Raw genomic sequence first — 17,227 nt, forward strand, 5'->3', positions numbered from 1 at the left:
TTTCGCCTTCATCAGTGTCGAGCCGGATCGCGGCCCAGCCAGCCACGGTACCCGGCATACCCGGGTCCTAACCACCGAACGGGTGTGTCGACTGTGCCGGGCACCACAGCGGACCGACCGCCTGGCACAGAGATACACTGCGCCCCGTGAGCTCACCGATGACTGTGCGGGCGGGGGCGCCCGAGGTGATCCGGCCGGATCTGGACACCTTCGGGTTCTCCGAAGTGCGCCGAACCGCGATCGTGGGTGCGGTACTGGGCGGATCGGTTACCCGCAGCGTGCTACGCGGCGGCCTGCGCAAGGCCAAGCGCAGACGCGCGGTCGCCGAGGGCGTGGTGAACGGTTTCGAATCGCTGGGCCCGATGTTCGTCAAACTCGGCCAGCTGATCGCCTCCTCACCGGGCGCGTTCCCGCGCGAACTCGCCGACGCCTGCCTGCGCTGCCTGGACGATATGAGCCCGTTCCCGTCCGCGGACGCGCGTGCCATCGTGGAAGCCGATCTGGGCAAACCGATTTCGGAGCTGTTCCGGTCCTTCGACGATGAACCGCTCTCGGCGGCGTCGATCGCCCAGGTGCACGCGTGTGTGCTGGCCGACGGCCGCGCCGCGGTGGTGAAGGTGCAGCGACCCGAGATCGCCAAGCGCATGATCGTGGATCTGCGCGCGGCCATGAAACTGGCTCGCGCACTGGAGAAGCGGTCCGAGAACGCGCGGGTCGCCAACGCGCAGGCCGTGGTTCGCGATCTGTACGAGGCCACCGTCGCCGAGCTCAACTTCCTGATCGAAGCCGATAACCAGACCCGGGCGCGGCAGAATCTGGTCGCCTTCGGCGACAACACCAGTGTCGCGATTCCCGAGGTCTATTGGGAGCACTGCGGGCCGCGTGTGCTGTGCATGGAACGCATGCGCGGTATGCCGCTGGATCGTTTCGACGATATCCGCGCGGTGCATCCGGATTCGGAACTGCTGATCCGCCGCCTGGTCAAAGCCTGGATGGAATCGGTGGCGGTGCACGGGCTCTTCCACGGCGATGTGCACGCGGGCAATCTGTGGCTGCTCGACGACGGCCGGGTCGCCATGCTGGACTTCGGGATTGTCGGGCGCATGGAAACCGAATGGCGCGAATTCGTGCGGGCGCTGTTCTACGCCAGCGCCATCGACAACGATTTCCGCCCGGTGGCCCGTGCGCTGCGCAAATTGGATCTGGTCGCCGATGACAGCGGTGACGACGCCACCATCGGGCGACAGCTCGCGGTGGCATTGGGACCGGTGCTCTCGGGCAGCCTGGACAAGCTGGATTTGGGCGTGGTCGCGGCCCGTCTGCTCGAATTCGGGAAGCGGCGTGGCGCATCCGGCCCGGAACAGCTAATTCTTATGGGGAAACAACTCGGCTATTTCGAACGATATGCGGTAGCGCTGGCTCCCGGATGGAAGCTCGGCCGAGACCTGTTCCTGTTCCGCAACGTTTTTCCCACTGAAGTAGCCGCCAAGATCGCCGAAGAAGGCACCGAGCTCCCCGTCGACTGACGGGTGCCGGTGTCCACTGGATTGGATTTGACTGTTCGATGAAGCTCTCCGCACTACGCAGCGTGACCGCTCGCCGGGTTTCCGCCGTGGCCCTCGCCGCTGCGCTGTCCACGACCATGCTCGGGGCCACCGCCTCGGCGGAACCGGCGGCCAAGCCCTCCGCGATCAGCTCGATCGTCAAGGAGGGCCGTACCTGGCATTTCAAGGTGTACTCGCAGGCCATGGGCCGCGATATCACCGTCGATGTGCAGCGTCCGGCCGATGAGTCCACGCCCGCGCCGAACCTGTACATGCTCAATGGCCTGGACGGCGGCGAGGGCACCGCGAACTGGAAGGCGCAGACCAAGGCGCTGGACTGGCTGGCCGATAAGCCGGTCAATGTCATCCAGCCCATCGGCGGCCTGGGCAGCTACTACACCGACTGGATCAAGGAAGATCCGCGTCTGGGCCTGAACAAGTGGAAGACCTTCTTCACCGAGGAGCTGCCGCCGCTGCTGGACGACGCGCTGCACTCCACCGGTCTGAACGCGCTCGCGGGTCTGTCCACCTCCGGCACCTCGGTGCTGCAGCTGGCCGAGGCCAAGCCCGGCCTGTGGAAGTCCGTGGCCGCGTACAGCGGTTGCGCCCAGATCGCGGATCCGGCCGGTAAGCAGTTCGTCAAGCTGGCCACCGAAACCTGGGCCGGCGGCGACGTCACCAACATGTACGGTCCGGACGACAGCCCGCTGTGGGCCGCCAACGACCCGGTCATCAATGCCGAGAAGCTGCGCGGCACACTGCTTTACGTCTCCAGCGGCAGCGGCATCCCGGTCGCCGCGGACGTGCAGTACTACCTGAGCAACGCCCCCGGCGTCATGGGCGGTGTCAACCTCGGCCTCGGCATGATCATCGAGGGCGCGGTCAACGCCTGCACCGTGAACCTCAAGGGCCGCCTCGAGGGCCTGAACATCCCGGCCACCTACCAGTTCACCCCGGTCGGCACCCACTACTGGCCGTACTGGGACGACGCCCTGCACAACTCCTGGCCGATCCTGGCCCAGGGCATGGGCATCCCGGCCTGATTTCCTCCACGTGCGTGTAGTCCGCGCGGGCACTCCGCCCGCGGGATTGCACGCACGTTTTGTTTCCCGGCTGCGAGGATGGCGGCATGTACGTCGTGGTGGCCAATCGTGGTGAGATCGCTGTCCGGATCGTTCGCAGTGCGCGGGAGCAGGGGTATGCCGCGCTCGCGTTGCATACCGGGGATGAGGGCGATGCGATGGCGGTGCGGCTCGCCGATGAGGCGGTGCGGCTGCCCGGCAATGGGGTCGCGGCCTACCTCGATGTGGATGAGGTGGTGCGGGCGGCGCGTAAGGCGGGGGATGGGGCGCTGGTGCATCCGGGGTACGGGTTCCTCAGCGAGAGTGCGGAATTCGCCGCCGCGTGTGCGGTCGCGGGGCTGACCTTCGTGGGGCCCTCGCCCGAGGTGCTGAGCTTGTTCGGGGATAAGGTCGCGGCGCGGGCGGCGGCCGAACGTGCCGGGCTGCCGGTGATTGCGGCGACCGCGGGTGACGCGACGGTGGAACAGATCGCGGAATTGCTTGCCGCACGGCCCGGCGGAGTGATGGTCAAGGCGGCCGCCGGTGGGGGTGGCCGGGGGATGCGGGTGGTGCGCGACGTCGGCGAACTCGCCGACGCGTATGAGCGCTGTCGCGCGGAAGCGTTGGCGGGGTTCGGGAATGACGCCGTGTACGCCGAGGCGCTGATCACCGAGGCCCGGCATATCGAGGTGCAGATCATCGCCGACGGCGAGCGGGCGATCGCGGTGGGGGATCGCGATTGCAGTGTGCAGCGGCGGCAGCAGAAGCTGATCGAGATCGCGCCCGCGCCGAATCTGGATGCGGGACTGCGGGAATCGCTGCACGGGTATGCGGTGCGGCTGGCCGAGTCGGTGGGCTGCCGGGGTGTGATCACGGTGGAGTTCCTGGTCAGCGGGGCGGAATGCTGGTTCCTCGAGGTGAATCCGCGGTTGCAGGTGGAGCACACCGTCACCGAGGAGGTGACCGGACTGGATGTGGTCGCGATTCAATTCGAGTTGGCGCGGGGTCGTAGCCTGGCCGAACTCGAGGTGGCCGCATCCACGCCGCGCGGATACGCCGTGCAGGTGCGGGTGAACGCCGAAATTGTCACGGCCGGTGGGGAAGTGTTGCCGAGTACCGGGACGCTCACGCAGTTCGCCGCGCCCACCGGGGTGGGAGTGCGGGTGGATACGGCCGCCGGGATCGGCATGCGGCAGGACCCGCGCTTCGATTCGCTGCTGGCGAAGATCATCGCGCGCGGACCCTCGTATCCCGCTGCCCTGCGCCGGGCCGCGGACGCGCTCGCGGAGACGGTGATCGCGGGTGTCGAGACGAATCTGGCCGTACAGCGCGCGGTACTGGACGAACTCGTCGGCGCGGGTGCGGTCTCGACATCCTGGTACGAGCGCCGAGTTGGCGAATTCGTGTCCAGAGCAGCGGATTTCGCCCCGCCGCCGCATGCCGGACCCGAGATCGCCGTCGTAACCGATGCGGTCGATCTGGCCGGGGACGAACAGGCGCTGCGCTCCCCGATGGGCGGCACCGTGGTCTCGCTGGCCGAGCCGGGCACCGTCGTGCCCGCCGGTGCGGAAGTCGTTGTGCTGGAGGCGATGAAGATGCAGCATGTACTGCGCGCCGAACAGCCACTGCGGGTGGTCCGGCAGGTGACCGCACCCGGCGCGGTGATCGATCCGCACGCACCGCTGCTGGTGTGGGTCGAGGCCGATCACGACGGCGAGCACGCCGATACCGTTGCGGTGGACCTGGATTCGATCCGCCCCGATCTCGCCGAGGTGCTCGCCCGGCATCTGGTGGGGCAGGACGAATCCCGCCCCGAGGCGGTCGCCAAACGACATCGCCTGGGCCGCAGGACCGCTCGCGAGAACATCACCGATCTGGTGGACGCGGACAGCTTCCTCGAATACGGGGCGTTGGCCGTGGCCGCGCAGCGCCTGCGCCGCAGCCCCGAGGATTTGATCGCCAATACCCCGGCCGACGGTCTCATCGGCGGTGTGGCGACGATCAATGCCGACCGCTTCGGCGCCGACCGCACCCGCACGATGGTGATGTCCTACGACTACACCGTGCTCGCGGGCACCCAGGGCATGCGCAATCACGCCAAGACCGATCGCCTGCTGGAACTCGCTCGCGCCCAGCGTCTTCCGGTGGTCTTCTTCACCGAAGGCGGCGGCGGCCGCCCCGGCGACACCGATTACCCGGGCATCTCCGGCCTCGATGTCACCACCTTCCGCGCCATGGGCGCGCTGTCCGGTCAGGTCCCGCTCATCGGTGTGGTGTCGGGCCGCTGTTTCGCCGGAAACGCCGCGCTGCTGGGCATGTGCGATGTGGTGATCGCGACCCCGGACGCGAATATCGGCATGGGCGGTCCCGCCATGATCGAGGGCGGCGGCCTCGGCGTCTACGCCCCCGAGGACATCGGCCCGATCGAGGTGCAGCGCCGAAACGGTGTGGTGCACTTGGTCGCCGCCGATGAGGCCGAAGCCGTCGACCTGGCCCGTCGCTATCTGTCGTACTTCCAGGGTGCCGAATCGGAGTGGACCGCACCGGATCCCCGGCTCGCCCGTCATGTGATCCCGGAAGATCGCCTGCGCGCCTTCGATATCCGGGCCGCCATCGAATCCGTCGCCGATCTGGGTTCGGTACTGGAACTGCGCCGGGACTGGGGTACGGGCATCATCACCGCCCTGGTCCGCGTCGAAGGCCGCCCCTACGGTCTGATCGCCAACGATTGCCACCATCTCGGCGGTGCCATCGACGCACCCGCCGCCGATAAGCTCAGCGCCTTCCTGCGCCTCTGCGACGCACACCAGCTGCCGGTCGTATCGTTCTGCGATACACCGGGTTTCATGGTCGGCCCGGAAGCCGAGACGCATGCCACCGTCACCAAATTCAGCCGCCTGTTCATCGACGCCGCGGCCCTGTCCGTCCCGTGGGGCACCATCATCCTGCGCAAGGGCTACGGTCTGGGCGCACAGGCCATGGCGGCGGGCTCCTTCCGCGCACCCAATTTCGTGATCGCCTGGCCCACCGGCGAAATCGGCGGTATGGGCCTGGAAGGCGCTGTGCGCCTGGGCTTCGCCAAGGAACTGGCCGCCATCGAAGATCCGGCGGCCCGGCAGGTGGCCTTCGACAACCTGGTTCAGGCGGCCTACGCCAGCGGCAAAGCACTCACCGCCGCCACCGTCCTGGAACTCGACGACGTCATCGATCCGGCCGATACCCGCCGGTGGATCGCCAGTCTGCGGTAGCGCCTCAGCCCGCCAGCACCGGACCCAGCACGCTCGCGATCATCACGATGATCTGATCGACGGCCTTGTCGATGGGTCCGGTGGGCTGGAACAGATGGCTCAGGGCCAGGCGGACCAGGGTTTCGGTGAGGGATGCGAGGTCCGCGTCCGATAGGGCGGTGAGCCCGTATTGGGTGCGGACCAGGGCGGTGACCGCCTCGATGGCGCGGCCCAGCACCGGTTCGGGCTCGGTCATCAGGACCGGGAGCAGTGCGGTGTCCGGGGCGGTGCGGCCCGCGAGCACGGCCTTGAGCAGGGTGTTGTCCGCACCGGTGCGCAGCGTGTAGTCGACCGCTTCGCGTAAACCCGCCAGGACGTCCTGCGGGTGTACGGCCACGGCCTCGGCGATGCCGATCAGGAATCCGTCGACCTCGCGCCGGATGACCACTTCGGCCAGTTCGTGCTTGTTGCCGAACTCCTTGTACATGACCGGGCGGCTGACCCCGACCTCCTTGGCCAGGCGGGACATGTTCACCGCGCCCCAGCCTTCGGCGCAGACGATGCCGCGGGTGCTGTCGATGATGCGTTCGCGCAGGAGCTGGCGCATCTCGGTCTGGAAGTTCGGCGTTTCTGCCACGTCGTGATGGTACATGAGCACGTCTTTCGTCTCGCTCGTTGACATTCTCACGATGAGTGTATCTACTGAATACACTTCTTCAAGAAGTGTAAATGCAAGGAGATCGACAATGACGACGTCTCGAATCGACGAGCCGACGCCCGTGGCCCCGCCCCCGCAGTGGCGGGACCGCAAGCGCTACCTGTGGCTGTTCGGCCTGATCGCGCCCACCGCGCTCTTCCTCACCACCGGTCTGGTGGCGGCGTTCAACCAATTCGGCTGGGATGCGGTCGCACCCGTGTGGTGGTGGATCGGCCCGCTGCTGGTCTACGTGCTGCTCCCGCTGCTGGACCGGTTCTTCGGCCCGGACGGCCAGAACCCGCCCGATGAGGTGATGGAGTATCTGGAGAACGATCGCTACTACCGCTACTGCGTCTACGCCTACATCCCGTTCCAGCTGCTGAGCCTGGCGTACGCCTGCTACCTGTGGACCGCGAGCGATCTGTCATGGCTGGGCATCGACGGCGGCCTGAGCCTGATCTCCAAGATCGGCCTGGCGCTGAGCATCGGCGTGGTCGGCGGCGTCGGCATCAATACCGCGCACGAACTCGGCCACAAGAAGGCCGAATTGGAGCGCTGGCTCTCCAAGATCACCCTGGCCCAGACGTTCTACGGGCACTTCTACATCGAGCACAACCGCGGCCATCACGTGCGGGTGGCGACCCCGGAGGATCCCGCGAGTTCGCGCTTCGGCGAATCGTTCTGGACCTTCCTGCCGCGCAGCGTCTGGGGGAGCCTGCGCTCCTCCTGGGAGCTGGAGGCGGCGCGACTGCACCGTCTGGGCAAGCGGCCGTGGACGATTCACAATGACGTGCTCAATGCCTGGCTCATGTCGGTGGTGCTGTGGGGCGTGCTGGCCGCGGTCTTCGGCCCGATCGTGCTGCCGTTCCTGGTGTTGCAGGCGGTCTACGGTTTCGCGCTGCTGGAGACGGTGAACTATCTCGAGCACTACGGTCTGCTGCGCCAGCGCACCGCGAGCGGTCGCTATGAGCGCTGCACCCCCGAGCACAGCTGGAATTCGGACCATATCGTCACCAATATCTTCCTGTACCACCTGCAACGGCACAGCGATCATCACGCGAACCCGACCCGTCGGTACCAGACGCTGCGCAGTATGGACGGTGCGCCGAATCTGCCCAGCGGTTACGCGAGCATGATCACCCTGGCTTACTTCCCGCCACTGTGGCGGCGGGTGATGGATCGCCGGGTGCTGAACCACTACGACGGCGATATCACCCTGGTGAACATCCAGCCTGGCAAGCGCGATCGCGTACTAGCCCGGTACGGGACCCGGTGATGGCCGCCTACCGCTGCCCCGTTTGCGAGTACGTCTACGACGAGGCCAAAGGCGCACCCCGCGAAGGCTTTCCGGCAGGCACCCCGTGGTCATCGGTTCCCGATGACTGGTGCTGTCCGGACTGCGGCGTGCGGGAAAAGCTCGACTTCGAATCCGTCACCGCGACGACAGGGACATAACCATGAGCACCGATTACAAACTCTTCCGCTGTCTGGTCTGCGGATTCGAATACGACGAGGCGCTGGGCTGGCCCGAGGACGGCATCGGCCCGGGCACCCGCTGGGCCGATATCCCGGAGGACTGGTCCTGCCCGGATTGCGGTGCGGCCAAGGCTGATTTCGAGATGGTCGAGGTCAGCCGGTCGTGACCGAGCGCATGGTGATCATCGGCGGCGGCGTCGCGGGCGCCACCGCCGCCAAGACGCTGCGGAGCTCGGGCTTCGACGGTGAGATCGTGCTGCTGGGCACCGAGCGCGGGCTGCCGTACCGGCGGCCCATGGTGTCCAAGGAACTGCTGGCCGGGACGGCGCTGGAACGGCGCACGCTGCTCGAGACCGCCGAGTTCTGGCCGGAACAGCGGATCGATGTGCGGATCGGCGTCACCGCCGCGAGCATCGACGCCGAGCACAAGCTGGTGCGCCTGACCGATGGCGGCGAAATCGGTTACGACGCACTGCTGCTCGCCACCGGCGCGCGGGCTCGACGCCTGCCGGGAGCCGAGACCGGGGTGCACACCCTGCGCGGGCACGCCGATATCGCGGCGCTGCGCCGCGCGATCGACAGCGGTTCGCTGCTGATCATCGGGGCCGGGCTGATCGGCTGCGAGGTCGCCGCGACCGCCGCGAAACTCGGTGCGCGCGTGAGTGTTCTGAATGCCGGTGCGACCCCGCTGGATCGCATCGCGCCGCCGATCATCGGCGAGTACGTCCGGAAGCTGCACGCGGACAACGGCGTCGAGATCCACTCCGATGTGGTGCTGACCGGTGTGGAGCGCACCAGCAGCGGGGTGCTGGCCACTTCCGCCGAGGGACAGCATTGGAGCGCGGGCGCGGCACTGGTCGCCATCGGGTCGATGCCCGATACCGCGCTGGCCGAATCCGCCGGGGTGAAGATCGACGACGGCATTCTGGTGGATGAGGCGTATCGCACCTCGGTTCCCGGTATCCTCGCCGCCGGTGATGTCGCCGCGCGGTATGTGCCGAAGCTCAATACGTATGTGCGCGAGGAACATTGGAACAGCGCGCTGGAGCAGGGCGCGGCCGCGGCCAAGTCCATGCTCGGCCTGCCCGCGGGCCCGGCCGGAGTGTCCTGGGGCTGGTCCTCGCAGTACGGGGTGAATATCCAGTTCGCGGGACGTATCGCCGCCGAGGACGAGCTGGAGATCCAGGGCACGCCGGGCACTCCCGATATCACCGTGCTCGCCTCGCGCGACGGCTGTCTCAGAGGCGCTGTCTCCATTGGTCGTCCGGCCGATATTCGCGCCGCGCGGGAACGGATCGCGGCCGAGAGCTAACCGTGCGCAATAAGTGAAATGCCCCTGATCAAGCGTGTTGATCAGGGGCATTTCGCATTTGCCAATGCCTTGCTGAAATCACTCTGACCAGGCGGCATGCGCTCGCGCGCGGGTATTTTTCACCCGAACCGCCCGGTTGGTCAAGGCCTCGGACGAAACCAGTGAAGACTGACACGTCAGTCCGAAATCTGTATTACTGTCCGTCTGGGTCGGTACGGACCCATTGGGGCAACGGGGTGGTAAGCATTGGTCGACAAGGTCATTCGGGGGCCTGAGCCGTTGATTCGGCAGGCGGTCGAGTTCGTTCTCTCGGGGTTGCGCACATTCGGGCGCACCATTCAGCTCGCGGTGGCGGCCTTCCGCTACCTGGTCACCGATATCGTGGCCCTCAAACATCCGTGGCGCGACACCCTGCAACAGGGCTGGTTCATCGTCAGCGTCACCGCCATTCCCGCTGTGCTGGTGGCGATTCCATTCGGCGTCATCGTGGCCGTGCAGGTCGGCAGCCTGACCCAGCAGGTCGGCGCGAGTTCGGTCTCCGGCGCGGCCGGCGGCCTCGGCGTCATCCGGCAGGGCGCGCCGATGGTGACCGCGCTGCTGCTGGGCGGTGCGGCCGGTTCGGCCATTGCCGCCGATCTCGGCGCGCGCACCATCCGCGATGAGGTGGATGCGTTGCGCACCATGGGAATCGATCCGATTCGCCGATTGGTCGCCCCGCGACTGGCGGCGATGATCGCGCTCACCCCGCTGCTGTGCATGCTGATCATCTTCATGGGCGTGTTCACCGGCTATGTGATCGCGGTGGGCTTCCAGGGCGTCACCCCCGGCAGTTACCTGTCCGCCTTCGCGGCCTTCGCCAAGATGAGCGATCTGGTGGTGGCCATCGTCAAATCGGTGCTCTTCGGCATCATCGTGCTGGTGGTGTCCTGCCAGCGCGGACTCGAGGCCATGCACGGACCCAAGGGTGTGGCCAATGCGGTGAACGCCGCCGTGGTGATCGGCGTGATCGCCGCCTTCGGTGTGAATCTCGTTATCACCCAGCTGGTTTCGATGTTCATCCCGACGCAGGTGGGCTGATGACACAGGTTCCCGCCAACTATCACGCCTTCGGCGCGGTCGGCCGCGCCGCCGAGCGCGGTGCGCAGGCCCCGCTGGGTATCTTCGAATCCCTCGGGCATCAGGCGACTTTCGTCTACGAGGTGCTGGCCGCCATCCCGCATACGCTGCGGGTGTACCGGCGCCAGACCATGCTCATCCTGTCCGATATCACCTGGGGCTCCGGGGCGATCATCGTCGGCGGCGGCACCGTGGCGGTGCTGGCGTTCCTCGGCATCGCGGTCGGCGGTTCCATCGGCGTGGAGGGTTTCACCGCGCTGAACATGGTCGGCATGGGCCCGCTCACCGGGTTCGTCTCGGCCTACGCCAATACCCGGGAGATGGCTCCGATGGTGGCCGCCATCGGTTTCGCCGCGCAGGCGGGCTGTCGCATGACCGCCGAGATCGGGGCCATGCGCATCTCCGAGGAGATCGACGCGCTGGAGGCCATCGGGATTCGGCCGATGCCGTTCGTGGTGACCACCCGCGTCATCGCGGGCGTGATCACCATCGTGCCGCTGCATCTGCTCACGCTGATCCTGTCGTACCTGTCCTGCGCGACCGTGGTGAATGTGCTGCACGGACAGTCTTCCGGCACCTACTACCACTATTTCGACGCGTTCCTGCAACCCGCCGATGTGGTCGCATCCCTGATCAAGGCGACGATCTTCGTCATCGCCATCATTCTCATCCACGGCTACCAGGGCTTCTACGCCTCGGGTGGACCGGAGGGCGTGGGCCGGGCCTCGGGCCGCGCGATTCGCGCCAGCCTGGTGCTGGTGGTCATCCTGGACATGATCCTCACCATCGTGATCTGGGGCCTGGACGTCGGCATCAGGATCTCGGGGTGATGTGATGAGCGTATTCAAGGACCATTCCGGCCGCAGTGCCGGAGCGTGGATGCTGCGCTTGCGCGGGGTGCTGCTGGCGATCGTGCTGGTCATTGTGACGGTGCTCGTAACCTCTTATGCCCGTGGCTCTTTCGCGGATCGATTCCAGATCACCATCGACGCGGCCACCCTCGGCGAGGGTCTGGCCCCGGGTGCGGAGGTGAAGTTCCGCGGCTACGCCATCGGTACCGTGCGCGAGGTCGAGACGGTGGGCTACGGCCATCAGCGCATTCAGGTGCAGATCGACCGCTCCCAGGCCGCGGCGCTCACCGACGATGTGACCGCGCGCTTCACCTCCTCGAACGTCTTCGGTTCCAGTGCGATCGAATTGGTCGCCGGCAAGAACGGCGCGCCGCTGCGCGAGAACGCGGTATTGCAGATCGGCGAGAACGCCACCAATGCCACCGTGGCCGGTGTGTTCCGGCGCGCGGCCCGGCTCACCCAGGTGCTCGACTCCGATACCGTGCGCAGGCTTTTCGACCTGCTGCTGGACAATGCCGACAGCCTCGGACCGGTACTGCAATCGTTCTTCGAGACCGCCCGCATGCTGGCCGACGGGCAAAAGGCTCCCATCGGGCACTACATCGATATCGGCGCGGATATGACCGGCGCGTTCGCCACGCTGACACCCTCGGCCGGGCATGCCATCCTGGCGGTGCTGGAGCAGTCCGCCTACTTCGGTGATCCGGACAATCGCGCGCGTACCGACAAGGCCACCGATGGCGTGGATCAGGCGGTGCTGCTCGGCATTTCGAATCTCCTACAGCGCAATAATCCGGAGCTGGAGAAGGTGCTCAGTGGGGTGCTGGATGTGGCGGTGCCGGTGAGCTATTCGCTCGGCACCGTGGCCCCGGCCTACAACCGTATTCCGAATCTGTTGCGCGCCATGAACGAGGCCTTCCCGGTGGTGGACGGACGGGTGCAGCTGCAATTGGAGCTGATCGTGAAAACCATGCCGTACCTGGCCGATTCACTGGGAGCCCCAGCACTGGGAACCCCGGCACCGGGAGGTCCGGCGAAATGAACGATATCGCCAAATCCTCGGTCAAACTGGTGATCTTCCTGCTCATCGTCTCGGCCTGTTCGGTCTTCATCGTGACCGCGCTGCGCACCCCGATTCCGGGGGACAAGGTCGGCTACGACGCCGTATTCACCGATGTGTCCGGGCTTTTCGCCGGTGACTCGGTGCGCATGTCCGGTGTCGCGGTCGGCAAGGTGGAGACGGTCGAACTGGACGGCGCGCAGGCGCGGGTGCATTTCACCATCGATACCAACCGGCCCATCTTCGACAACACCAAGGCGGCCGTGCGCTATCAGAACCTGATCGGCCAGCGCTATGTGGAACTGCTGACAGAGGGTAACGGTGGCCAGAAACTGAAAGCGGGAGCGACCATCCCGGTGCAGCGCACCATCGCCAGCTTCGATGTCTCCAAACTGTTCAACGGGTTCAAGCCGATGTTCGACACCCTGGATCCGGCACAGCTCAATCAGTTCGGCGACAATCTGCTGCGGGTGATCCAGGGCGACGGCTCGGGTATCGGCCCGGTGCTCTCGGATCTGGATACGCTCACCAAACACGCCCGCAACAGCGAGGCGGTGATCGTGCTGCTCATCCGCAATCTGGGCTTGGTCTCCGATGAGATCGGCGGTAAATCAAAGGCGGTCGGTGATCTGGTGGCGCAGCTGGCCGGGATTCTGCGCCAGTTCACCAGTAAGACCCAGACCATTCTGTCCGCCATCGATTCGGCCAAAGGCGCGCTCGCACCGTTGATTCCGCTGCTGGAACAGACCCGCGACGCCTACGACGCGGGCTATGGGCCGATCGACGGTCTACTGCGGCGGCTGGTCCCGCAGGCCGATCAGCTCACTCAGATCCTGGCTCTCACACCGCAATTGGTGACCGGCCTGAACGAGTCGGTCCCGGGCAACGGGGTGAAGCCGCGGATCACCTGCTCGAACGGTGAGGCGGCGCTGCCCGCCCTGGCGGGCGTCATCCTCTCGAATCAGAACCTGGTGGTGTGCAATTGAAGGCGCTGATCCAATACTTCGGGGCGCTGATCCGCGACACCCTGACCGGGCGTGGTGATCAGCAGAAGCAATTGCGCTGGGGCATAGCCGGTGTCGCGGTGTGCGCGGTCGCGCTGCTGATCGCGGGCACGCTGTACGTGGTGCCGTTCGGACAGCACACCTATATCGCGGACTTCAAGATCTCCGGCGGTGCGCGCTCGGGTGATGAGGTCCGGGTGGCGGGCATCAATGTCGGCAAGATCCGCTCGGTGGACCTGGTCGGGGACCATGTCGAGGTCAGCTTCACGGTGAAATCCGATGTGCGGGTGGGGGATCGGGCCTCGGTCGAGGTCAAGATGCTCACCCCGATCGGCGGGCACTATCTGGCCCTGGTCCCGACCGGTGAGAAGACGCTGGGGGCCAAGCACATTCCGCCCGAGCGCACCGGAACGCCGTTCGAGCTCAGCGATATCCTCGACAAGGGCACGCCCATCTTCGGCAAGGTCGACGCGGGCACGCTGCGCGATACCGCCGGTGAGCTCAACAAAGCCCTGGCCGGACAGCCGGACGCGTTGCGCGGCATCATCAATAACGCCAATGAGCTGACCGGCCTGCTGGCCGATCGCACCCAGCAGCTCAATACCACCTTGCAGATCTCGGACGAATACATCGCCGCGATCGCCGATGACAAGGCACTGGTGGCCGATTTCGTCCGGCAGCTCGGTGAGGTCGCCGATCAACTCGGCAATCGCAAGGACGACATCGTCACCGTCTTCAACCTGGTGAAGCGACTGCTCGTGGTGCTGGACCGGCCGATCATGGCCTACGGCGATTCCATCGAGCCCTCGGTGACGCAGTTCGAGCAGTTGGTCTCCAAGGTATTCGCCGATCCGAATCGACTGGACACCGTGGTCAACGGGCTGCGCGATGTGATCGCCAAACTCAATGGCCTGCTCGGGGTGCAGGTCAAGGCGAATACACCGGCCGACGGAATTCAGGTGTGCATTCCCTACGAAGGCAAGGCGTGCTGATGCAGTGGACGCGAGGAAGAACAGCGCTCGCCACCGGTGCGGCGGTCGTGGTGGCCGTGGTGGTGGCCGCGGGCGTGACCTGGGCGGGGACGGTACGCGATACCAAACAGAGCGTCTGCGCCGAATTCACCGATACCGTCGGGCTCTATCAGGGCAATAGCGTGACCATGCTCGGGGTCGAGATCGGCACCGTATCGAAGATCGAATCGCTCGGCGATCGCATGCGGGTCACCATGAGCATCGGTGACAAGGTGAAACTGCCCGCCGATATCGAGGCGGTCACCATGTCGAGTTCCATCGTGACCGACCGGCATGTGGAACTGACCAAGCCCTATACCGCCGGACCGCGGTTCGATACCGCGAAATGCATTGCGCTGGACCACACCAAGACCCCCATCGGCATCAGTGAGGCCCTCGACGCGATGGGCAAACTGGCCGGGGATCTGACCGGCGGCGGGCAGCCGAACGACACCCTGCTCAATGACACCCTGACCGCCGCCGACGCCGCGATCAGCGGCACCGGACCGCAGTGGAATCAACTGCTGCAACGGCTTTCGGCCGTGGTGGGTGATCCGTCGCAGCGCGATGTGGTGTTCCGGCGGCTGGTCGACAATCTGGACACGCTCACCACCATGTTCGTCACCAAGTGGCCGGATATGGCGCTGGTGCTGGACAATCTGCGTGCCGGACTACAGCTGATCGGCGACTTCTCCACCGAATTCGCCGGTGCGGTGGATATCGCGGTGGAGTTCCTGCCGGTGCTGGCGCGCAATGTCGGCAAATACGATCAGCAGGCGTACAGCTTCCTGGATCTGTATCTGCCGCAGGCGCACGATTTCCTGCAACAGCATCAGGGCGATATCGCCGCCCTGCTCGCCCAGTTGCCGCCACTGGCGGCGCAACTACCGGGGGCGGGTGCCAAATGAGACGCATCGCCATGCGGGTCGTTCCGGCCCTGACCGCGGTCACCCTGCTGCTCAGCGGCTGCGGGGTGCGCGCCACCGATATCCCCATTCCGGGAACCTATCCCAGCGGTGACACCTACACCGTGCGCATCGAATTCGGTTCGGTGCTGAACCTGCCCGATCGCGCCAAGGTGATCGCCGACGGCGTCGAGATCGGCATGCTCGACCATATCGATCTGATCGGCAATACCGCGATCGCCACGGTCAAGGTGCACGCCGATGCCAAACTGCCCAAGACCACCACGGCGGAATTGCGGCAGAGCACCATCCTCGGCGATATCCATATCGCCCTGGAAGCGCCGAAGAACGCACCCGCGGTCTTCCTGCGCGACGGTGATGTCATCCCGGTCTCGCAGACCGTGCCCGCCACCAATGTCGAGGATATTCTGCGGGCGCTGTCGAACATCATCACCGGCGGGCGCTGGGCCGATATCGAACAGCTCGTCACCGATGTGAACGCGGCCTTCCCGAGCGATCCGGCCGAATTGGATCGCATCAACAATGCCGGGCGCGCGGCGCTGAGCGATATGGCTTCGCACAGTGCCGATCTGGACCGCATTCTGGTCTCGGCGCAGCAGATCACCGGCAAGCTGGAGTCCGGGCGCGATGCGGTGGACCGCATTCTCACCTACGGTCCCGAACGTGCGGCGGGTCTGTCGGCCGTGCTGTTCAACGTGGTGAAGCTGATCATCAGCGGTGGTCAGCTGGCGGGCAATGTGAGCACGCTGCTGCTGCCGCACGTCGGCGATATCCGCTCGATCGTGCAGATCCTGGCCCCGGCCGCGGTGACCGTCGGCTACGCCGACATCACCCTGTCCCAGAATCTGGACGCCTTTCACAATCTGTTGCGGGACAAGCTGATTCCCTTCCTGGAGTCCCCGGACGTGCGGGTGGACCGGGTGTCGGCCGATGTCCAGGCCGATCAGCTGATCACGACCATGCGAGGGATGGGGCTGGTGCCATGAAACTCTCACTCTCCGGGCCGGTTTCGCTGATCCTGCTCATGGTGCTGACGCTGATCTGCGGCAGCTATATGGCGGTCGGGGTGCTGAAGCTGGACCCGCGCCGCGACAACAACAGCATCACCGTGCTGCTGGACTCGTCCGGCGGTTTGATGAAGACCTCCGAGGTGACGCTGCGCGGTATGCCGATCGGGCGGGTGCACAGCATCGGCGCGACGACTCGCGGACTGGCCGTGACGCTGGAATACGATGCCAGATACCGGATTCCGGTGGACAGCACGGTGCAGATCGCGAACCTGTCCGCGGCGGGCGAGCAGTTCATCGACTTCCGCCCCACCGGTACCGCCGGACCGTATCTGCGCGACGGCAGTGTCGTACCGCAGCGACAGGTGAAGATCGCCAGCACGGTCGGTGACGCGCTCGCCAAGATGGATGCGCTGACGGCGCAATTGGATCCGGTCAAACTCGAACATCTGGCCACCACCGTGGCGGCCGGCTTCGAGGGCCGCGACGCCGATATCGCCAACCTCACCAAGGCGCTGACCGGGACGGCGAATCTGCTGCGGGACAAGCGCGATGCCATCGCGCGGCTGTACTCGAACGTGCAGACCCTGGGCGATCGATTCGACGGCCGGGCGCCTTCGCTCAGCGCCGCGGCCGGTGATATCGATTCCGCGCTGCCCGAACTGCTGCACATCATCGCCGCGTTCCAGAACTACTCCTATGTCGGCGAGCACATCTTCGACGATCCGCTGGGGCCACTGGTCACCCGGATCGACCAGTACCTGTCCATGATCGGCCCGGATCTGGGGTTCATCGCCACCGCGCTGGAACCCTCGACCCGCGCGATCAAACCGTTGCGGGTGGATGCCGGATCGATTGTGGATCTGCTGGCCACGGTATTCCCCGGCGATGGCAAAGCCCATGTCGGCGTTGATTTTCCTCGATAGAGAGAGCAGA

The 17,227-nt window shown here is 66.0% G+C and carries 16 protein-coding genes; 15 read left to right on the forward strand and 1 reads right to left on the reverse strand.

Translation table 11 applies throughout. The features are described from left to right. The first annotated feature begins 158 nt into the window (after positions 1-158). The 3 genes from ACFVUS_RS01860 to ACFVUS_RS01870 all read left to right on the forward strand — a co-directional run bounded on the left by ACFVUS_RS01860 (position 159) and on the right by ACFVUS_RS01870 (position 5,853). On the forward strand, positions 159-1,526 hold the full coding sequence (locus ACFVUS_RS01860; RefSeq protein WP_387765351.1) for an ABC1 kinase family protein: 1,368 nt from the start codon (positions 159-161) through the stop codon (positions 1,524-1,526). Between the two features lie 38 nt (positions 1,527-1,564). Continuing rightward, positions 1,565-2,587 (forward strand): alpha/beta hydrolase, encoded by a 1,023-nt coding sequence (locus ACFVUS_RS01865; RefSeq protein ID WP_387761238.1) that lies wholly within the window; start codon positions 1,565-1,567, stop codon positions 2,585-2,587. A gap of 86 nt (positions 2,588-2,673) precedes the next feature. Continuing rightward, a complete protein-coding gene (locus ACFVUS_RS01870; protein WP_387761239.1) occupies positions 2,674-5,853 on the forward strand; it encodes a carboxyl transferase domain-containing protein in 3,180 nt (1,059 codons plus the stop codon). A gap of 4 nt (positions 5,854-5,857) precedes the next feature. Here ACFVUS_RS01870 and ACFVUS_RS01875 read toward each other — a convergent pair whose 3' ends face one another. Then, complete coding sequence (locus ACFVUS_RS01875; RefSeq protein ID WP_387761240.1) at positions 5,858-6,469, reverse strand: TetR family transcriptional regulator; 612 nt, start codon at positions 6,467-6,469, stop codon at positions 5,858-5,860. A 109-nt stretch (positions 6,470-6,578) separates the two neighbouring features. Between ACFVUS_RS01875 and ACFVUS_RS01880 the strand changes: the two genes are divergently transcribed. The 12 genes from ACFVUS_RS01880 to ACFVUS_RS01935 all read left to right on the forward strand — a co-directional run bounded on the left by ACFVUS_RS01880 (position 6,579) and on the right by ACFVUS_RS01935 (position 17,217). After that, positions 6,579-7,805 (forward strand): alkane 1-monooxygenase, encoded by a 1,227-nt coding sequence (locus ACFVUS_RS01880; protein WP_387761241.1) that lies wholly within the window; start codon positions 6,579-6,581, stop codon positions 7,803-7,805. Beyond that, positions 7,805-7,984: a rubredoxin gene (locus ACFVUS_RS01885; RefSeq protein ID WP_387761242.1), complete on the forward strand. Its 180-nt coding sequence runs from the start codon at positions 7,805-7,807 to the stop codon at positions 7,982-7,984. The genes ACFVUS_RS01880 and ACFVUS_RS01885 overlap by 1 nt, the downstream gene beginning before the upstream one ends. Positions 7,985-7,986: 2 nt before the next feature. Beyond that, positions 7,987-8,172, forward strand: coding sequence for a rubredoxin (locus ACFVUS_RS01890; protein ID WP_364633510.1), 186 nt, complete (start codon positions 7,987-7,989; stop codon positions 8,170-8,172). Continuing rightward, a complete protein-coding gene (locus ACFVUS_RS01895) occupies positions 8,169-9,317 on the forward strand; it encodes an NAD(P)/FAD-dependent oxidoreductase (RefSeq protein WP_387761243.1) in 1,149 nt (382 codons plus the stop codon). Before ACFVUS_RS01890 ends, ACFVUS_RS01895 begins: the two co-directional genes overlap by 4 nt. 246 nt (positions 9,318-9,563) lie before the next feature. Further along, positions 9,564-10,394 carry an MlaE family ABC transporter permease gene (locus ACFVUS_RS01900; protein ID WP_375967016.1) on the forward strand — a complete coding sequence of 277 codons (831 nt, stop codon included), beginning with the start codon at positions 9,564-9,566 and terminating at the stop codon, positions 10,392-10,394. After that, entirely contained in the window at positions 10,394-11,263 is an 870-nt protein-coding gene (locus ACFVUS_RS01905) for an ABC transporter permease (protein WP_364633515.1), read from the forward strand. The genes ACFVUS_RS01900 and ACFVUS_RS01905 overlap by 1 nt, the downstream gene beginning before the upstream one ends. Before the next feature lie 4 nt (positions 11,264-11,267). After that, positions 11,268-12,326 carry an MlaD family protein gene (locus ACFVUS_RS01910; protein ID WP_387761244.1) on the forward strand — a complete coding sequence of 353 codons (1,059 nt, stop codon included), beginning with the start codon at positions 11,268-11,270 and terminating at the stop codon, positions 12,324-12,326. Next, complete coding sequence (locus ACFVUS_RS01915; protein WP_387761245.1) at positions 12,323-13,330, forward strand: MCE family protein; 1,008 nt, start codon at positions 12,323-12,325, stop codon at positions 13,328-13,330. The genes ACFVUS_RS01910 and ACFVUS_RS01915 overlap by 4 nt, the downstream gene beginning before the upstream one ends. Further along, positions 13,321-14,340, forward strand: a complete 1,020-nt coding sequence (locus ACFVUS_RS01920; RefSeq protein ID WP_387761246.1) for an MlaD family protein — start codon at positions 13,321-13,323, stop codon at positions 14,338-14,340. The genes ACFVUS_RS01915 and ACFVUS_RS01920 overlap by 10 nt, the downstream gene beginning before the upstream one ends. After that, positions 14,340-15,266 carry an MCE family protein gene (locus ACFVUS_RS01925; RefSeq protein WP_387761247.1) on the forward strand — a complete coding sequence of 309 codons (927 nt, stop codon included), beginning with the start codon at positions 14,340-14,342 and terminating at the stop codon, positions 15,264-15,266. Before ACFVUS_RS01920 ends, ACFVUS_RS01925 begins: the two co-directional genes overlap by 1 nt. Beyond that, positions 15,263-16,270 (forward strand): MlaD family protein, encoded by a 1,008-nt coding sequence (locus tag ACFVUS_RS01930; protein WP_387761248.1) that lies wholly within the window; start codon positions 15,263-15,265, stop codon positions 16,268-16,270. Before ACFVUS_RS01925 ends, ACFVUS_RS01930 begins: the two co-directional genes overlap by 4 nt. Then, positions 16,267-17,217 (forward strand): MlaD family protein, encoded by a 951-nt coding sequence (locus ACFVUS_RS01935; protein ID WP_387761249.1) that lies wholly within the window; start codon positions 16,267-16,269, stop codon positions 17,215-17,217. The genes ACFVUS_RS01930 and ACFVUS_RS01935 overlap by 4 nt, the downstream gene beginning before the upstream one ends. The last annotated feature ends 10 nt before the right edge of the window (positions 17,218-17,227 follow it).

Origin of the sequence: Nocardia sp. NPDC058058 (assembly GCF_042885355.1) — a bacterium.
GTDB lineage: Bacteria > Actinomycetota > Actinomycetes > Mycobacteriales > Mycobacteriaceae > Nocardia.